At 48.6% G+C, this 16,029-nt stretch carries 16 protein-coding genes; 6 read left to right on the forward strand and 10 right to left on the reverse strand.

Annotated features, from left to right (window positions below):
* Window positions 1-53: 53 nt before the first annotated feature.
* Complete coding sequence (locus JFT56_RS04385; protein ID WP_198782494.1) at window positions 54-491, forward strand: universal stress protein; 438 nt, start codon at window positions 54-56, stop codon at window positions 489-491.
* 15 nt (window positions 492-506) lie between these two features.
* On the opposite strand, the gene JFT56_RS04390 is transcribed toward JFT56_RS04385, so the two are convergent.
* Both JFT56_RS04390 and JFT56_RS04395 read right to left on the reverse strand, forming a co-directional pair.
* Window positions 507-1,358, reverse strand: coding sequence for a substrate-binding periplasmic protein (locus tag JFT56_RS04390; RefSeq protein ID WP_198782495.1), 852 nt, complete (start codon window positions 1,356-1,358; stop codon window positions 507-509).
* A gap of 128 nt (window positions 1,359-1,486) precedes the next feature.
* On the reverse strand, window positions 1,487-2,038 hold the full coding sequence (locus tag JFT56_RS04395; protein ID WP_198782496.1) for a DUF924 family protein: 552 nt from the start codon (window positions 2,036-2,038) through the stop codon (window positions 1,487-1,489).
* A 311-nt stretch (window positions 2,039-2,349) separates the two neighbouring features.
* Here JFT56_RS04395 and JFT56_RS04400 point away from each other — a divergent pair, with 311 nt between their 5' ends.
* Window positions 2,350-2,673, forward strand: a complete 324-nt coding sequence (locus JFT56_RS04400) for a winged helix-turn-helix domain-containing protein (RefSeq protein WP_198782497.1) — start codon at window positions 2,350-2,352, stop codon at window positions 2,671-2,673.
* A gap of 66 nt (window positions 2,674-2,739) precedes the next feature.
* Here JFT56_RS04400 and JFT56_RS04405 read toward each other — a convergent pair whose 3' ends face one another.
* The 7 genes from JFT56_RS04405 to JFT56_RS04435 form a co-directional block, all read right to left on the reverse strand.
* Window positions 2,740-3,102: a DUF2956 domain-containing protein gene (locus JFT56_RS04405; RefSeq protein ID WP_198782498.1), complete on the reverse strand. Its 363-nt coding sequence runs from the start codon at window positions 3,100-3,102 to the stop codon at window positions 2,740-2,742.
* A gap of 94 nt (window positions 3,103-3,196) precedes the next feature.
* The gene (locus JFT56_RS04410; RefSeq protein WP_198782499.1) at window positions 3,197-4,018 is read right to left on the reverse strand and encodes a heme ABC transporter ATP-binding protein; all 822 of its coding nucleotides are present in this window, start codon (window positions 4,016-4,018) and stop codon (window positions 3,197-3,199) included.
* A 10-nt stretch (window positions 4,019-4,028) separates the two neighbouring features.
* On the reverse strand, window positions 4,029-5,045 hold the full coding sequence (locus JFT56_RS04415; protein ID WP_198782500.1) for a FecCD family ABC transporter permease: 1,017 nt from the start codon (window positions 5,043-5,045) through the stop codon (window positions 4,029-4,031).
* A 56-nt stretch (window positions 5,046-5,101) separates the two neighbouring features.
* Entirely contained in the window at window positions 5,102-6,082 is a 981-nt protein-coding gene (locus JFT56_RS04420) for a hemin ABC transporter substrate-binding protein (RefSeq protein WP_198782501.1), read from the reverse strand.
* Between the two features lie 10 nt (window positions 6,083-6,092).
* Window positions 6,093-6,530 carry an ExbD/TolR family protein gene (locus tag JFT56_RS04425; RefSeq protein WP_198782502.1) on the reverse strand — a complete coding sequence of 146 codons (438 nt, stop codon included), beginning with the start codon at window positions 6,528-6,530 and terminating at the stop codon, window positions 6,093-6,095.
* Window positions 6,527-7,276: a MotA/TolQ/ExbB proton channel family protein gene (locus JFT56_RS04430; RefSeq protein ID WP_198782503.1), complete on the reverse strand. Its 750-nt coding sequence runs from the start codon at window positions 7,274-7,276 to the stop codon at window positions 6,527-6,529. The genes JFT56_RS04425 and JFT56_RS04430 overlap by 4 nt, the downstream gene beginning before the upstream one ends.
* Before the next feature lie 73 nt (window positions 7,277-7,349).
* On the reverse strand, window positions 7,350-8,330 hold the full coding sequence (locus JFT56_RS04435; protein ID WP_198782504.1) for an energy transducer TonB: 981 nt from the start codon (window positions 8,328-8,330) through the stop codon (window positions 7,350-7,352).
* Window positions 8,331-8,599: 269 nt separating this feature from the next.
* On the opposite strand from JFT56_RS04435, the gene JFT56_RS04440 reads away from it, so the two are divergent.
* The 4 genes from JFT56_RS04440 (at window position 8,600) to JFT56_RS04455 (ending at window position 13,972) form a co-directional block, all read left to right on the forward strand.
* A complete protein-coding gene (locus JFT56_RS04440) occupies window positions 8,600-10,699 on the forward strand; it encodes a TonB-dependent hemoglobin/transferrin/lactoferrin family receptor (protein WP_198782505.1) in 2,100 nt (699 codons plus the stop codon).
* A 149-nt stretch (window positions 10,700-10,848) separates the two neighbouring features.
* Entirely contained in the window at window positions 10,849-11,301 is a 453-nt protein-coding gene (gene hutX / locus JFT56_RS04445) for a heme utilization cystosolic carrier protein HutX (RefSeq protein ID WP_420136021.1), read from the forward strand.
* Between the two features lie 51 nt (window positions 11,302-11,352).
* A complete protein-coding gene (gene hutZ / locus JFT56_RS04450) occupies window positions 11,353-11,910 on the forward strand; it encodes a heme utilization protein HutZ (protein ID WP_198782507.1) in 558 nt (185 codons plus the stop codon).
* A gap of 217 nt (window positions 11,911-12,127) precedes the next feature.
* The gene (locus tag JFT56_RS04455) at window positions 12,128-13,972 is read left to right on the forward strand and encodes an ABC transporter transmembrane domain-containing protein (RefSeq protein WP_233095597.1); all 1,845 of its coding nucleotides are present in this window, start codon (window positions 12,128-12,130) and stop codon (window positions 13,970-13,972) included.
* A 71-nt stretch (window positions 13,973-14,043) separates the two neighbouring features.
* Here the strand turns inward: JFT56_RS04455 and JFT56_RS04460 are convergent, their stop codons facing one another.
* The gene (locus JFT56_RS04460; RefSeq protein ID WP_198782509.1) at window positions 14,044-15,639 is read right to left on the reverse strand and encodes an AMP-binding protein; all 1,596 of its coding nucleotides are present in this window, start codon (window positions 15,637-15,639) and stop codon (window positions 14,044-14,046) included.
* Window positions 15,640-16,029 lie beyond the last annotated feature (390 nt).

Below are 16,029 nucleotides of genomic sequence, written 5' to 3' on the forward strand. Positions count from 1 at the left end.
AGGTTCTATCCCTAGGATTGGCCAACTTAACAACTCACCGGATGGATATGATTATGCGTACTCAAGAAGTGTTATGCCCTACGGACTTTTCAGCAACCGCTGCCCATGCACTTAAATATGCTGTTGAAATGGCTAACTTTTATCAAGTGAATATTCGATTGTTACATGTGACTAGCCCGTCTCGAAGTGCGCATTTTTACGGAGTTGCCGTGGAGACACCAGCCTCACTAGAAGAGGCTTTGGCGACGTTTGTTGAGGCTAAAATGCAGACATTACAACAGGAAATGCAACGGGATTTAGCCGCAGGACTAAGCATTAAAACCGTTATTCGCCATGGTGATGTGAGCGAGGAAATTTTGGCTGAATCCGCCGATGTGGGTATGGTGGTGATTGCTAGCCATGGTTGTAGTGGGTTAGCCGATTTTCTTAAGCCCCATGTAAGTCAAGACATAGTCAAATTGGCCAAATGCCCGGTTCTGGTTGTTAAATAAATGATTTACTAGCCCTTAGAGCGGGTCATTTTTAAGGATGGCACGATCCACTACCGTGCTTGACGCCTCATTGTCTAGGGACAGTAGGCGTTGATACTTTGCCTGCAGCGCGGCTAACGTACCATTCTCCGTTATTTGTTTGAGACCCAGATTAAAATCATCCCGAATATGGGCATCTAAAAAGGCGAAACGATATTCAGTTGGCGGGAATATTTTATTGCATACAGCAACTTGCTTCATTTCCTTTTCGGTCAGTTTTCCTTGAAGGTAGGCCTGTTTTAAATAGTATTTGAAAATATTTTTATCCATCACAACCACATCGGCCCTATGTTTCATCAACATATATACCTGTTGTATTTGCCGTGCCTGTTCTTGATAACTGCTATTGGCCTTAGCCATGCGGGAAAATTCTTCCCCGAGCATAAATGAAGCACGCTGGAAAGCGACCACTTTTAGGGTATGTAAATCATCTATGCTATTAATATTAAAGTTTTTATTTTCAAGGGCGATGGCACAGTTTTGGTAGGTGATGGCGACATCCGAGTAAAAGACCTTATCTATCATGCCCTCTTTAATATTGATAATGCCATCGAGTTTTCCTTCCTTTAATTCATGGAAAGTGCGGGCAAGAGGGAGATATTGAATTGAAACGTTATGCCCCTTGACGGCAAATGCTTGATGGAGCAGCTCGAGTTCGAGCCCACTGTTAGTCTCTTGGATCACATAGGGGGGAATGGAGAGACTCACTCCAATTTTAAGTTCGGTCGCTTGGCTAATGTGATAATTGAATAGGGCGAGTAACCCTAGCAATTTGTAATAATTAGGGGAAATATTTGAGCGATTGGAGATAACTTTATTATGGAACATAAATGACTAACACCTCCACGGGGCTCAGAAGCTGCTGTATTTGAGACTCGCTACGCCTTTCCTTGGCTCACTTGGATAAGTGTAGCGTGATAGGCGTGCCTCAACTCAATTTATTCAAATATTCAGCATTAAAAGGATGAGCCTGGTTCAGTTAAAAAGGCCTGTTCAGCGGCAGTCGATTCTCTGCCTAAAATGCTATTCCTGTGGGGGTAACGGCCAAATCTATCGATAATTGCCTTATGGCGAAGTTCAAATTCGAGGTTAGCCTGCGCCGCTTCACGATTAAAAAGTTTTACCGCCACTTGGTGAATGGCAGCCGATTCACTGTGCATATAGGGCATAAAGAGAAAGGGAACCTGCTTAGGTTTAAGGGCTAAATCGGCCTGCTGGGCGACGGCTTCTTGGGCGAGCACTAAGGCGATGGCATCGGCTTCGAAGGCGGCGGGGGTATCGCGGTAAATATTACGTGAGAATTGATCTAGCACGATAATCTCGGCTAATCGCCCCTGTGGCGTTATACGCCAATGCGCGAGCTCGCCCCGTTTGGCTTGTTGCAGAACGCCCTCGAAACGCGCTTTGATCTGTGCATCAAAGTCGGCGTCTTTTATCCACCAATATTTGGCAGGGATTTCCTCAAACCAAAAGCTAAGCACTTGATCTGCGGTGATGGTCTGGTTCATGTTAGTACTCTTTCTACCCGGGAGACTTGTCCTATGAATAACAGCGATTGGGGGGAGAATACAAGCTTTTGCTAAAATTTCCCCTCGGAGTCATAGACTGTTTTATTGGACGAGCGAAGCTTTGTTAAGTGAACACCCGGCGCCTAATGTGAGTGTCGCAAACTGTTAAGTTGTATGGATTCGCTGTAGGTATGAATTGTATGTATCTACTATGGAAAAAAGGGCAACAATTTAATGCTGGCTATTGCCTTATTGACTGAATATCAAGTAGTTTTAATGCTAGTTCCCTTGGTTTTTTAATGAGTCATCCTATGCCACTTTCTCAGCCAGTTTCACCGCAGGTTTCAAAGCAACATAAGGCGTTTTTGCGTAAGCTCTATTTAGCGCATTTAATGGATGATGACCGCCATAATCTATTATCACTCAATAAGTTAACGGGTATGCCGCGGCGTACATTACAGGATGCCATTGCGGCGTTTGAGGATATAGGTATCAGTGTCGAATTTGTGCAGGAGGGGAATCGTAATAATGCGGGCTACTACCGAGTGGTGACTTGGGGGCCGATCAGCAGTGCTTGGGTTGACACCCATATGGCAGAGATTGCTGATCTTATTGGAATAACCGCCAATAACTAACCGTTAGGGAAGAGTTAATGGCGTGCCTGCGACGTAGCGTAATTAGGAACAGCTATTGAGGCTTGGCTAGCCGCCCGTGGCGGGGTTTGCCATCCAGTAATATGCTGCAAATCCAATCCAACTTAAGAGTAAGAGTGCGATGGCAACCCAAGTAGCGCGGGTAAACTGGCCTTGGGGAGCAAGATGTTCGGTAAAAGTATTCCCATCTTCGTCTTCAACTGCAGTGCGCGATTTTGCTTTTAACTGTTGTTTACGGAACTTATCCCGTTCGCGGGCTTTGGCTTTTTGAAGTTTCTTGTATTCGGCTATGCCTTTTTCAATCCCTTGGGCGATGAGTTTAGTTTGTTCTTTAGTTTGCCCCGGTTTTTGGGTGGCCTTGGCTGCGGCTAAGGCCTCTTGCTGAGTTTCGGTTGAGATATTGGGTTTCATCTACTTTCTACTTGGGCGCTAAGGGCTAAAAGTCTACTCGCGCCGATTATAGCCGTATTCTGAGATAAAACTCAGGGCCAATATCTTCATTTCACTAAAAAATTAGCGGATGTCCCCCCTTGGGAGCGGGAACATACACAGGTTCGTAATCCCAAACTTGGCGTATGGTCTTAACCGATAATGCCTCACTAGGCTTGCCTTCACTCACTATTTGCCCTTGTTTTAACACCAGAATTTGATCGCTATAACGGGCGGCTTGATTAAGGTCGTGCAGCACTAAGACCACAGTATAAGCCTGTTCATTGGCTAACCGCTGGGCCAATTCCAGCACTCTGTGCTGCTGGGCAAGATCTAATGCCGAGGTTGGCTCATCCAGTAACAGTATGGGGGGAAAGGGCGATTGGCTAAGTTGAGTTAATACCCTCGCTAGCTGCACCCTTTGTTTTTCACCGCCGGATAGGGTTGGGTAACTGCGCTTAGCAAGATGAGTTAAGCCCACTTTTGCGAGTTGCTCGGCAACGAGAGTTTCACCCTCTTGGTGATTGAGGGTTAAGGGATACAAACCCATGGACACCACTTCTGACACAGTAAAAGGGAAGGTAAGGCTGGCGTGCTGCGGCAGTACTGCCAAGGATTTTGCCAGCACCGCCCTTGGCCAATCACCTAAGGGAATATCACCCAGTTTTATACTCGAAGAGGGCGCTTTTATCTCTTGGCACAATGCCTTAAGTAGAGTGGATTTTCCCGCACCATTGGGGCCAAGCAAGGCCGTGACAGCCCCAGATTGAAATTGAACATTAATATCCCTAAGCACGCTTTTTTGCCCAATAGAAATATTAAGACCGCAGACACTGAGCTTAAGGTCGGGCGCTGGATTGATGGCTGAATGTGCTCGACTTGAATGGGTGGTTATCATAAATAGAGACTCAGACTAACTTGCTACGTTGTTGTAGCAGTAAATAAATAAAGAAAGGTGCACCAAGGAGTGCGGTTACAAGTCCGACGGGTAACTCCGCTGGGGGCAAGAAGGCGCGGGCGCCGATATCGGCCAGCGCTAAGAGGGCTGCGCCTAAAAGTGCACTGGTAGGTAAGAGTCGTTTATGATCGGGCCCTAACATCATGCGCACTAAATGCGGTACAACTAAGCCAATAAAGCCGATAATCCCGGTAGCGGCCACACTCACCCCCACGCCTAAGGCGCAGAGTAAAATCAGCCTTAGTTTAAGCCTGTCCACATCTATCCCTAGGTGTCTGGCCTCGGCCTCGCCAAGGAGTAAGGCATTGAGCGCAGTGGCATCTTGGCGAAAGCGCCAACTGATCAGGGCTAAGGTGACTAAAGATAGGCAGACATAGATCCATTGTGCCCCTGCAATTGTCCCCATCTGCCAAAGGGTTAAATCACGCAGCGCTATATCACTGGCAAGATAGGTTAAAACCCCTATGCCCGCACCCGCCAGTGCCGCTATGGCGACCCCTGACAATAATAGCAATACGACCGAGGTACCCGTTGGACTGCTGGCGAGGCGATAGACGACCAGAGTCGTGATTAACCCTAAGGCAAAGGCGCTCATGGGGATCATTAATGGGCTGGCATTGGGCAGCAACACAATACAAAGGGCGGCGCCCAGTGCCGCGCCGGATGACACGCCTATAATGCCGGGATCGGCCAAGGGATTGCGAAAAAGCCCCTGCATTACCGCGCCACACTGGGCGAGTGTGGCTCCGACCGCCATTGCCAAGAGTGTTCTAGGTAAGCGGACATTGTTGATCACTAGCTGTTCATGGGGGGCAATATTGCCAACATTTTGTTGGGTGGCCCAGTTAAACACCGCACTTAAGGCGTCGATTAGGCTAATGCTTACGGGGCCAGTACTGACCGAGAGAAGGCAACTTAAGCCGAGCAGTGCAAGTAGACTGGGCCAGAGCCAGCGATTGAGCAACATCTTAGTTATCCTTTCCCATGGGGCGAATGGTTTTGTACTGTTATTGCCAGCATAAATTACTGGCCTTGACTGAGTAGGTTGTTGGCAAGGGTGTCGGCGGCGTTAATGGCGCTGAGCCCTAAACCACCGAGTAAGGCTTGCGGTGTCAGGGTTTGAATATGACCATTTTTACCCGCAGGGGTATGGGCGAGTAGCGGCATTTCCTTCAGCAATTCTTGGGCTATTTGTTGGCTGCTTTGCTCGTCCGGTTTATCGCTGCGCTTTGACAGTAAAATCAGATCGGGTTGTAAAGACAAAATGCCTTCCTGGGATAGGGTTTTATAGCCATCAAAGTCGGCGATATTGCTTGCCCCTGAAAGCGCAATAATGGCGTCAGCGGCGGTGCCTTTGCCCCCGACCCGCGCACCTCGGCCCTCTTGCAGGAGCATAAAGAGGATTTTGGGTTGATGGTTGGAACCACTGATTTGTTGTTTTTTCAGCGCTAAATTCTGCAACTGCCCCTGAAGATCTTGCTTTAGTTTAGTGGCGTTTTGCTGGCGCTGGAGTAGGTCGCCTAAGGTATCGATATTGCTTAGGAGTTGGGCTTCATCCTTGGTCGCGGGTAATTGCACTACTGGGATTTGTGCCTGCTGCAGCACCTTGAGGGTGGTTTCTGGCCCCATCACATCCGAGCCAATCACCAGCGTTGGCGAGAGGGCGATAATCCCCTCGGCGGAGAGCATTCTATGGTAACCAAGCTTGGCAATATGGCCCAAGTTTTCGGGGACAAGGCTGGTGGAGTCTATGGCGACGAGTTGGCTACCAGCATCGAGGGCCAGCACTAGCTCAGTCACCCCAGCGCCTGCGCTAACGAGCCTGGTATTAGATTCTGCACTAAAGGTATTAGATTCTGCACTAAAGGTATTAGCCGATACACATACTGCGATAATAGCTATGGTTAATTTCCATTTTTTCAATGGATTAATATTATTTGTAGACATATCCCTAAGGGCTCTTAAGGTTCTGTTTAAGGGGAAGCGGATCGCTTGAAACAACATAGTTAAACTCCTAATGCTCCATTAAAATTTGAGTCTGGCCTATGGCCTGTGTCTGTAATAGGGCAAGCAATTGCATCAAGGGCTCCACGGGCGCGGCTTTATCTGCGGCAATGATGATGCTGGCCTCTGGCATGGATTTGAAACGCTGCTCAAATGCGGCGCCAAAGCTGGCTAAGTCACTAAAGGGTTCACCATCAATCGCCCAATGGGGCGAGGTCGCCATGATATTGATGGCAATAGAAGGCTTGTTCTCTAGGGCCGTGATAGCGGCACTCGAACTCTGGGGCACATCAACGGGCAGACTCAGTAATTGGCTGTTTGCCGTTAGGAGTAGAAACACTAATACGATAAAAATAATGTCGATTAATGCGGTTAAATCGATACTCGGTAACGATTCTGCCGGAGTTATGCCCGCCCGAGAAAAGGAGGATTTATCGGTGCTTATCATGCCTGTGACCCTATATTGGTCTTAAGCGCTGTGGGGCCCTCAGCCTTTGCCTTGTCAATGCGAGCGAAGGCCTGATAATGATTGGAATCGAGTGACACTTCTTCTACACCCGCTAACCAAAGATTGAGCTGATTGAGTACATGGGCGGCGCGTTGGCATTGACCTTGGGCCCAGATCCCAAATAGATGGGCGGCGGTAATTGCGGGAACGGCAATAATCAGTCCAGCCGCAGTGGTATTCATGGCAAGTCCTAGCCCGGCGCTCAGTTGTGCAGGGGTTACAGGGCCCTCGGATTGTCCAAGCTCGGCAAACATATCTATCAGTCCTAATACTGTGCCGAGCAGGCCCAGTAATGGGCTAATAATGCCTATCACCTGCAACAGCTTTAAACCAGCTTGTAAATCCCGCTGCTGTTTGTTGAGCCATAGGCTCAGTAATTCTTCCCGCAATATTTTGGGCTGGTGGACTTGTTTCAATAACAGGGTGGCGCCGCGGGCGAGCAGATCCTGCTGGGCACTGGTTTGCGCTATCAAAGCGTTAACGCTGTCGGTGTTGGGCAGTGAGGTTGAACTGCGTAGATTTTTTACCCAAGCCTGTTTTTTCGGCAGGATAACAAGTGCGCTTTGGTGCAAGAAAAGTGCACTTCGCTCGAGGCAGATCATGAGTGCCAGAAATGCACATAACAATAGCGGCCAAGTCAGTACGCCAAGTTGTGAATGTAAAGAAGAAAAATCTGTCATGGGCATTAAGCCTCTCCAATCATGGGTTATTTCAGTTTGATTACTCGTTTTAAGGGCAAAAAAGTATTGCTAAGTCAGGCTAGTTGAGTGCAAAACGAATCGGGACTCTGACTTTGTAGTGGCTTGCTAGCCTTGGGGCTGGCGCTTCAAATTGCCAGGTTTCTACCGCATCGAGCGCCGCTTGATCGAGCAGGCTAAAACCTGAGCTTTTCACTAACTTGAGTGCCAGTTGCTCACCGAGTTCATTGAACATCACCTCAATCGTCGCCGTGCCTTCTAATCCCTTTTTGCGTGCTATCCGTGGGTAAGTGGGTTGGGGAGGTGGTGAAGTAAACACTGGCTTAGCCAACTCGACTATGGGAGTTTTTAGACTCTGGGTTTGGGCACTGCTGACTGCGGCTTGGCTAATGGGGGGCTCCTCTGTTATCTCAGTTATTAGCGTCTCTGTTGTCTCAGTTATTAGCGCCTCTGTTATCTCAGTTATTAACGTCTCTGTTGCCACAGGGCTTGGCGTTAACTCTTTATCTGCAGAACGGCTGTTAACCTCAGCGATATCAGCTAGTTGAACCGTTGCCGCTGCGCTTAATTCTTTAGGCGGTTTTATCCCGCTGTTCGCTGCGTTATCGACAGGCTCAGGCATATGTTCGGGCTTATGTTCTGGCTTAGTTTCTGGCTTAGTTTTTGGCTTAGGTGCAGGTTTAGACTCAGATTTAAGTGCAGTTTTCACTTCAGGTTTAGGTGTGGGTTTGGCCTCTGGTTTAAGTACCGCTTTTGCCTTGGCGTGGAAGATAGCTGTCACTTGCGGCTTAGTCTGCGCTATGGGAGCCACACTGGCTTGAGGTGTGGCCTGTTTGACTGCGGTGGCAAAATTAACGCTAACGCGATTGATGCCTGTGTCCTGTAACGCAGCCCTCTGTGACGTCACCTTCTGTAACATCACCCTCTGTAACGTCATAGGCGAGTCAGACATTAGCAGCGTTGTAGCAGGCTGCGAGGCGATAACCCCAGTTTGGATGGCAATCGTTAATACGCCAAAGGCCAGATATCGTTTCGGTGTCACTGCAATCTCTTCTCCTGAAAATCGGCCTATCGACGCTTAAAGCCATTTTGCTAATTAAGATACTGCAATATAAATAAGATCGCAAATGATAATGATTTCTATTTGATCTATTTAATTGTCTCAGGTAGAGTGCCTTCAATTGCTCGAATGGGCGCTTAAAAAAACAGCAAAGTCATTCAGTAGCATTACTTTGAGAGCTTGATACCTAGGCAAAGTGGTGCGCAATTGAATTGGTTTGAGCTTACAAATTATCACTTGAGGATGAAGAGATGAGAAAAAAGCCGTTAGTGATCGCGATGGCACTGAGTGGTACGGCGCTAAGTTTTACGGCGTTAAGTTTTACGTTAGCGGCAGCGGAAAGTGTTCAACCTGTTATTCAACAGGAGGCGGATAATAAAACCGTGGCAACCGAGTTTGACGAAGTGTTAGTCAGCGCAACTAGGATCAGCGAAAAAGCCTCGGAAACCAGTCGTAGCGTCGCCGTCGTCGGCGAAGAACAGCTCACCGTTGCTCAAGCCACATCCGTGGCCGATGCCCTTAAGAATGAGGCTAATATCAATGTCACCAATGGACCTAGGGCATCATCCCAGGGAGTTGAGATCCGTGGTTTAAGTGGTGATAGAGTCCTCCAAACGATTGATGGTGCGAGACAAAATACCAGTTCAGGCCACAGAGGTTCCTATTTTATGGACCCTGAATTACTCAAGTCCATCGAAGTGCTGCGTGGTCCCGCTAGCAGTTTGTGGGGCAGCGGTGCCCTTGGGGGCGTCGTCGCCCAGAATACTAAGTCGGCGCAGGATTTTTTAACCCCAGAGGAAAGTTTCGGCGGTTATCTTAAGCAAGGTTATGAAACTAATGGCGATCGTACTAAAACCAGTGGCGCCATTTACGGTCAGCAAGCCACTATCGATTGGCTGCTTAATGGTTCCTATTACGACTCCAACGACATCAAAACCGGCAATGACGAAACCCTAAATAACAGTGCTTCCCAAGGCAGCAGTGGTTTAGCCAAGTTTGGTTGGCAGGCCGATGAGGCTTCGCGCTTGGAATTGTCGGCAAGGGTGAACAAGTCCAATGAATTAGTGCCCAGCAATCCCTCGGCTGCCGTGAGTAGCTCTGTGCCCTTAGTGCGTCGTAAGACTGACGATCAAAACGTGACCCTTAACTACAGTTTGCATCCTGTCAACAATCCGTACCTAGATACTAAGGTGCAAGTGTACTGGAACAGCACCGACTACGATGAAGACAGAGTCACTAAAAATCAACTAGATAGCACTGAATATCGCACCGTTGGTGTTAACTTAAATAACAGCTCGCAGGTAGGGAATATTAAGCTGACCTATGGTGTTGATGGCTACCGCGATACTATCGAAACCGTTCGTGACGATAAGGGGCAGGCGGGTCAGCGTCCGGGGAATATCGATGGTGAGACCCAGGTTTGGGGCGCTTTTACCCGGGCCGATATCGAGCTGACTAAGACCTTGAGCCTCGATGGAGCATTGCGTTACGACAGCTTTAAGACTGACAGTAATAATTTGAACTTATCCTCCGATGACAATGAGTTATCCCCCTCACTCGGACTGATTTGGCAGACCCAAGCTTGGTTGACCCTAAGCGCGCGTTATGATCAAGCATTTAGAGCGCCAACGGTGGAAGAGATGTTCTCAAGTGGGACCCATTACTGTATTCCACCCATTCCCGGATTTTTACCCCAAGGTCTGTGTAACACCTTTGCGACCAATCCAGATTTAAAGTCTGAAACCGCACGGAATAAAGAAATCAAAGCGGATCTGCGTTTCAGTGATCTCGCTGGCGATGATGAGCTGGCGTTAACGTTCAATATCTTCCGCAACGACGTGGACGATTTTATTGTGCAGCAAGTGTCTAATCCTTGGCATGGTATTCCAGGGTTTGAGCAAACAACCTCGTGGAATAACGTCGAAGATGCGCAGTTAACGGGCTTTGAGGTGAGCGGGCGTTACCGTATAGGCCAGACTCGCCTAGCGATGAACTACGGACAAACCCATGGTGAAGACCGTCAATCGGGCGATGCTATCGAAGGCATACCTGCCAATAAATTTAATGTCGATTTATCCCAAGGCATTATGGATGGCGATATGAAACTGGGCACACGGGTGACCTATGTGGCAACGCAGTCGAACACCCCCGATGGCCATAGCGTGGCAGAGTACGATGATTACACCCTCTGGGATGTCTACCTTGCCTGGGAACCCACAATGGGCGTGATGTCCGGCGTGAGAGTCGATTTTGCCATTGAAAATATTGGTGATGAGAAATATCAGCAGGCCTGGCAAACCTTGTATCAACCGGGCCGTAATATGAAATTATCGGCACGTTATATGTTCTAGGCCAAGCCATCAGGAGAAAACGAATGCAGACGATACAAGATACTGGGGCAGAACCCGAACTTGGTGCGCCGAAAAATCCCAATGTACCCCCAGCCCAGCTTGAAAAACAGGCAGAGCTGAGGCAAAAGTTTGAGTTACAAGCCGATTTAATGCCAGCGCAGCTTGCCAGCGAGCTAGGGCTCCCAGAGATGGAAGTGGTTGCCGCATTGCCGCCGGGGCAAGTAGTGTTTGTGCCTTTAACTCAGCTAGATACATTATTGCAAGCCTTACCCGAGTGGGGGACGCTTACCACAATAGTGATGCTTTCTGGCAGTGTATTTGAATTTAAAGGAGATTTTCCTAAGGGGAAATATGCCCACGGTTATTACAACCTCTACAGCAAGGGAGATGGTCTGCATGGCCACCTCAAATTAGAGGGGATGCGGGGTATCGCCTTGATCAGCCGTCCTTTTAGGGGGAGCGAGAGCCATTCGATCAACTTCTTCGGCAGCGAAGGTGAGGTGGTGTTCAAAGTGTATTTGGGCCGTGATAAGCAAAGAGCGTTGTTCCCTGAACAGGTTCGCCAATTTAAGGCACTTGCAACCACCTTTGCCGCGGTATAAGCCGCTCTCTAAATTGAAACATTAACGTATTGTTTTTAAGGAATATAACCAATGAAGCCTGAAATCACCGAGCAGGAACAGCGCCTAAGGGACAAGTTACTACCCGAAATTGAAGCCTTTAAGCAACAGCGCGAAACCCTGCAACTGGCCACCATAGACGCCGAAGGTCAACCCAATGCGAGTTATGCGCCCTTCGCACTGGCCGATGATGGTTTCTATATTTTGGTGAGCGATCTTGCCCGCCATGGCCATAACTTAAAGCTCTCATCTAAGGTCTCTGTGATGTTAGTCGAAGATGAAACCGCCGCAAAAACAGTATTTGCTCGTAAGCGGTTGACCTTTGATGCCGTGGCCGAGGCGATTCCCCGCGGCACGCCAGCCTTTAGTAAGGGTGTGAATGTGCTATCGGCGCGCTTTGGAGAAATGTCGGACAACCTTGCGACATTGACCGATTTTAACCTCTACAAACTGGCACCACACAAGGGGCTTTATGTTAAAGGTTTTGGTCAAGCCTTTAGCTTAACTGGCGCCGAATTGCTCGATGTAAATTGGCAGCGTGACGGTCACCATGGCACACCCAAAACCCCAGAAAATGTGCAAGTCGCTTAAGTTTTTCACTTAAGTTTCTCGCTTAAGCGAGCTAAATAAACCCGCATTCGCTGCGGGTTTATTTTATCCTTCTTCAGTAACACCCGCCTGAGCCCTTGAATTTAACCGCAGCAGGTCGCATGTTAACCATAAAGCGGCATGGTTAGCGGCTTTACGATTACCCCTAAAGGATGTCACAGTGGCCGAGCCAAGAGTAAAATCACCCGAACCCATCAAAATGCAGCCATCACAGGCGGATAACCCATTATCTAGCGCTTTGCCTGATAGTTCCCTTAAACCAACACTCGCTACCTCGGCGCGGCAAAGAGCCGTACTACCTTGGATTGCAGGCTTTCTTAAACCCTACAAATGGAAAGTCGCCGCGGCAGTGCTATTCCTATTGATTGGCTCACTCGCTTGGTTGTCCCTGGGGCAAGGCGTGCGTTTGATGGTCGATGAGGGCTTTGTGCGGGATAACGCGCAGCGGCTCAATGAAATTATCCTCCTAGTGCTGGTCATTACCGCCGTCAGCGGCACCGCTGTGTTTTGCCGCTTCTATTTGATGACTTGGCTGGGCGAGCGGGTCAGTGCAGACATTCGCCTCGCTGTTTATAATCAGATGCTTAAGTTATTACCCGCCTTCTATGCCAAAGTACGCACAGGGGAGGTGATCTCCCGTTTTACCGCTGACTCAACGCTATTACAAACCGTGGTGGGGTCCAGCCTTTCCATGGCGTTGCGTTCGGGAGTGACAGTCATAGGTGGCCTAGTGATGATGGGCATAACCAGCGTTAAGATGACGCTATTAGTGCTCTTGGCTGTGCCCTTAGTGCTGGGGCCTGTGGGATTTTTCGGGCGCAAGGTACGTGTTTTAGCTCGTGAAAGCCAAGACAGGGTTGCGGATCTCGGTGCCTATGTCGATGAAACACTCCATGAAATCCATACGGTACAAGCCTATGGCCATGAAGATAAAGACCGCAGTTTATTCCATTCCCGCGTCGAAGATGTGATGTCCGCAGCAAGTGGCCGCATTCGTTACCGTGCTTTGCTGATTTCATCCGTGATGTTTTTAAGTATCGCCGCGATTGCCATGGTGACTTGGGTCGGTGCCCACGATGTGATGGCGGGTAAGATGACGGGCGGTGAGCTATCGGCCTTTATGTTTTACGCTGTGATGGTCGCGGGCGCTGTAGCGACCATTAGTGAAGTGATAGGCGAGATCCAGCGGGCTTCGGGCGCCGCGGAACGTTTAATCGAATTGGCGGAAACCCCAGTGGATATTCCCCTTGCGGCACATCCTGTGACTTTACCCGCCAAGGTGAGTGGTGAGTTAGTCATTGAAGGACTCAATTTTGCCTATCCAGAGCAGGATGCCTTAGTGCTAAAACAGCTCAATATGGCCATTGCTGCGGGGGAGCGGGTTGCCTTAGTCGGTCCAAGTGGCGCGGGTAAGAGCACTTTGTTCCAGCTGTTGCAGCGCTTTTATGTGCCTAGTGCTGGCAGTATTCGACTGGAAGGCATAGATATTGCGAACTTAACTCCGCAGGACCTACGGGCGCAATTTGCCTTAGTGCCGCAGGATTCAGTGATCTTTGCGACCAGCGTACTTGAAAACGTGCGTTATGGCCGAGTCGATGCGACCGAGCAGGAGGTGATTGATGCCTGTATTGCGGCCCGTGCCCATGAGTTTATTAGCGAATTTACTGAGGGTTATCAAACCTATTTAGGCGAGCGTGGCGTGCGACTTTCTGGTGGACAAAAACAGCGGATTGCCATAGCGCGGGCGATTTTAGCCGACAGACCCATATTATTACTCGATGAGGCGACCAGCGCCTTAGATGCCCTGAGCGAGCAAAAAGTGAAGCAAGCGCTGGATGTTTTGATGGCGGGTAAAACCACCTTGATTATTGCCCATCGCCTATCGACGGTAATCAATGCCGATAGGATTTTTGTCTTCGACAAGGGTGAGATTGTTGCCTGCGGTCGCCACCAAGAGTTGATGCAAACCAATGCGTTATACCGTGAGTTTGCCAATTTACAGCTACTGACCGAAGAGGCCACAGGCAACGTTTTGAATGATTGAGCGTAAATGAAACCCAGTAAGCTAGGATTCTGAGTTAACTCAAATGAGCCGCTTACTGGGTAGGAGTGCCATTAGTTTTTAAGTTCGCGGCGTAGAATTTTACCGACGGTGCTCTTAGGTAATTGCGCCATAAACTCGATCATTTTAGGTATCTTGTAACCCGTTAGTTGCTCGCGGCAATAGGCTAAAATGGCCTCCTTAGCCTGTTGCTGATCTTGGTTATTTTCCTTGAGTACGATAAAGGCTTTGACCGCTTCGCCCGAGTGTTCATCTTTGACTCCCACCACGGCACATTCGATCACATTTGGGTGGCTAGCGAGGACGTTTTCCACTTCGTTGGGATAGACGTTAAAGCCTGAGACGATAATCATATCCTTTTTACGATCAACAATTTGATGGAAACCTTCAGCGGTTGCAATGGCAATATCCCCGGTTTTAAAGAAACCGTCGGCGGTCATGACATTGGCGGTTTCCTGCGGATTATTCCAGTATCCCAGCATCACTTGAGGGCCGCGGGCGGCGAGTTCCCCTGCCGTACCTAAGGGCACTTCAACGTCGTTTTCATCTAAGAGTTTAACCTCAGTGCCAATCACAGGTTTACCAATAGTGCCAAGCTTCTGGTAACCGGGGGCATTGAGTGAAATGACCGGTGAAGTTTCAGATAATCCATAACCTTCGCTGATCATATTGCCCGTGGTTTGTTGCCAAACATTGGCCGCCGCGGCCGTGAGTGCGGTGCCGCCCGAGATAGTGATTTTTAAGTGGCTAAAGTCCAATGCCTTAAATTCGGGTTGGTGGCATAGGGCGACAAACAGGGTATTGAGGCCAGCAAACCCAGTGAAGGGATATTTGGCCAGGGTTTTCACTAAGCCGCCAATGTCTCGCGGATTTGGAATTAACACCGAGCAACCGCCACACTCGAAATACAGCACTAAATTCACCATAAAAGCGTAAATATGGTAAATCGGCAGCGGAGCAACAAAGATATCCTCGCCTTCGGTGATCACACTGCCAATGCGGGATTTTACCTGGGCGGCATTGGCAAGCATATTACCGTGGGTCAACATGGCGCCCTTGGATAACCCGGTTGTGCCCCCTGTATATTGCAGGGCTGAGAGATCATCGAGCTTAGGGGCTAAACGGGTGAAGGGCAGTTCGGCCCCTTGTTTTAAGATTTGGCAAAACTCCACATTCTTAAGGCCCGTTTTAGGTTGTACATGTGGGTCGATCAAATCCAGCGGGTGGGTTGAGATAACGAACTCTATTGTTGTGCTGTCGATGACCTTAGCTAGGGTGGGCAATAGATCGGATAACACGACTAAGGCTTTAGCTCCTGAATCATTGAACTGATGGATAAGCTCACGTTCTGTATAGAGTGGGTTAGTGTTAACTAGGATAAGGCCCGCCCTGAGTGCGCCGTAGGCCGCGATGACAAATTGGGTGATATTGGGCAATTGAATGGCAATACGATCGCCGGGTTTTAGGTTGGTTTTATTCTGTAAATAGGCGGCAAAGTAACGCGAATCGCGTTCTATCTCATTAAAGCTGCTGGATTTACCAAGGCAGGCATAGGCGGGTTTATCGCCATAACGCAGACTGGTTTTCTCGATCAGATCGACGAGTGATGAGTAGTTGAGTTTGAGTTGGGAGTCTTGATCGTATGCCATGCTGAACTACCTCAAAATGATGTTTATTAATTGTTATTATTTTGGAATTAAACAGATGTTTAGATTAGAGGCTGTTGGGACTAGAGGTCAACGTTTATCGTGAAAAAATTCACTATGCCAATAATGGTATCTTTTTGTAACAAATAGCCTTTTTACTCTAAAGCTTAGGGCTTAACTATAGCTTAAGTTTGAGCTTTTTGACGTGTTGTTAAGTGGGGTTAGTCGCGGTTTTACGGGGATTTTTTATAGGAACGGTGCAGATACGAAGTTAATGCTGAGTTAAATCTGTGCTTGAGTTTACGGCGCTTAGGTTTACAGCGCTTAGGTTTATGGATCTTAGGTTTACGGCGCTTAGGTTTATTCCCCAAGCGCCGATTTAGGTTAATCTGG

The organism is Shewanella putrefaciens (genome assembly GCF_016406305.1).
In the GTDB taxonomy this organism is placed as follows: Bacteria; Pseudomonadota; Gammaproteobacteria; order Enterobacterales; family Shewanellaceae; genus Shewanella; species Shewanella putrefaciens_C.

Coding starts and splice junctions, on each gene's coding strand:
- JFT56_RS04400 (WP_198782497.1), top strand. CDS start 2,350: ATGCCACTTTCTCAGCCAGTTTCACCGCAGGTTTCAAAGCAACATAAG.
- JFT56_RS04415 (WP_198782500.1), bottom strand. CDS start 5,045: ATGTTGCTCAATCGCTGGCTCTGGCCCAGTCTACTTGCACTGCTCGGC.
- hutZ (WP_198782507.1), top strand. CDS start 11,353: ATGAAGCCTGAAATCACCGAGCAGGAACAGCGCCTAAGGGACAAGTTA.
- JFT56_RS04395 (WP_198782496.1), bottom strand. CDS start 2,038: ATGAACCAGACCATCACCGCAGATCAAGTGCTTAGCTTTTGGTTTGAG.
- JFT56_RS04430 (WP_198782503.1), bottom strand. CDS start 7,276: ATGCCCATGACAGATTTTTCTTCTTTACATTCACAACTTGGCGTACTG.
- JFT56_RS04390 (WP_198782495.1), bottom strand. CDS start 1,358: ATGTTCCATAATAAAGTTATCTCCAATCGCTCAAATATTTCCCCTAAT.
- hutX (WP_420136021.1), top strand. CDS start 10,849: ATGCCAGCGCAGCTTGCCAGCGAGCTAGGGCTCCCAGAGATGGAAGTG.
- JFT56_RS04425 (WP_198782502.1), bottom strand. CDS start 6,530: ATGATAAGCACCGATAAATCCTCCTTTTCTCGGGCGGGCATAACTCCG.
- JFT56_RS04405 (WP_198782498.1), bottom strand. CDS start 3,102: ATGAAACCCAATATCTCAACCGAAACTCAGCAAGAGGCCTTAGCCGCA.
- JFT56_RS04385 (WP_198782494.1), top strand. CDS start 54: ATGCGTACTCAAGAAGTGTTATGCCCTACGGACTTTTCAGCAACCGCT.
- JFT56_RS04440 (WP_198782505.1), top strand. CDS start 8,600: ATGAGAAAAAAGCCGTTAGTGATCGCGATGGCACTGAGTGGTACGGCG.
- JFT56_RS04410 (WP_198782499.1), bottom strand. CDS start 4,018: ATGATAACCACCCATTCAAGTCGAGCACATTCAGCCATCAATCCAGCG.
- JFT56_RS04460 (WP_198782509.1), bottom strand. CDS start 15,639: ATGGCATACGATCAAGACTCCCAACTCAAACTCAACTACTCATCACTC.
- JFT56_RS04420 (WP_198782501.1), bottom strand. CDS start 6,082: ATGTTGTTTCAAGCGATCCGCTTCCCCTTAAACAGAACCTTAAGAGCC.
- JFT56_RS04455 (WP_233095597.1), top strand. CDS start 12,128: ATGCAGCCATCACAGGCGGATAACCCATTATCTAGCGCTTTGCCTGAT.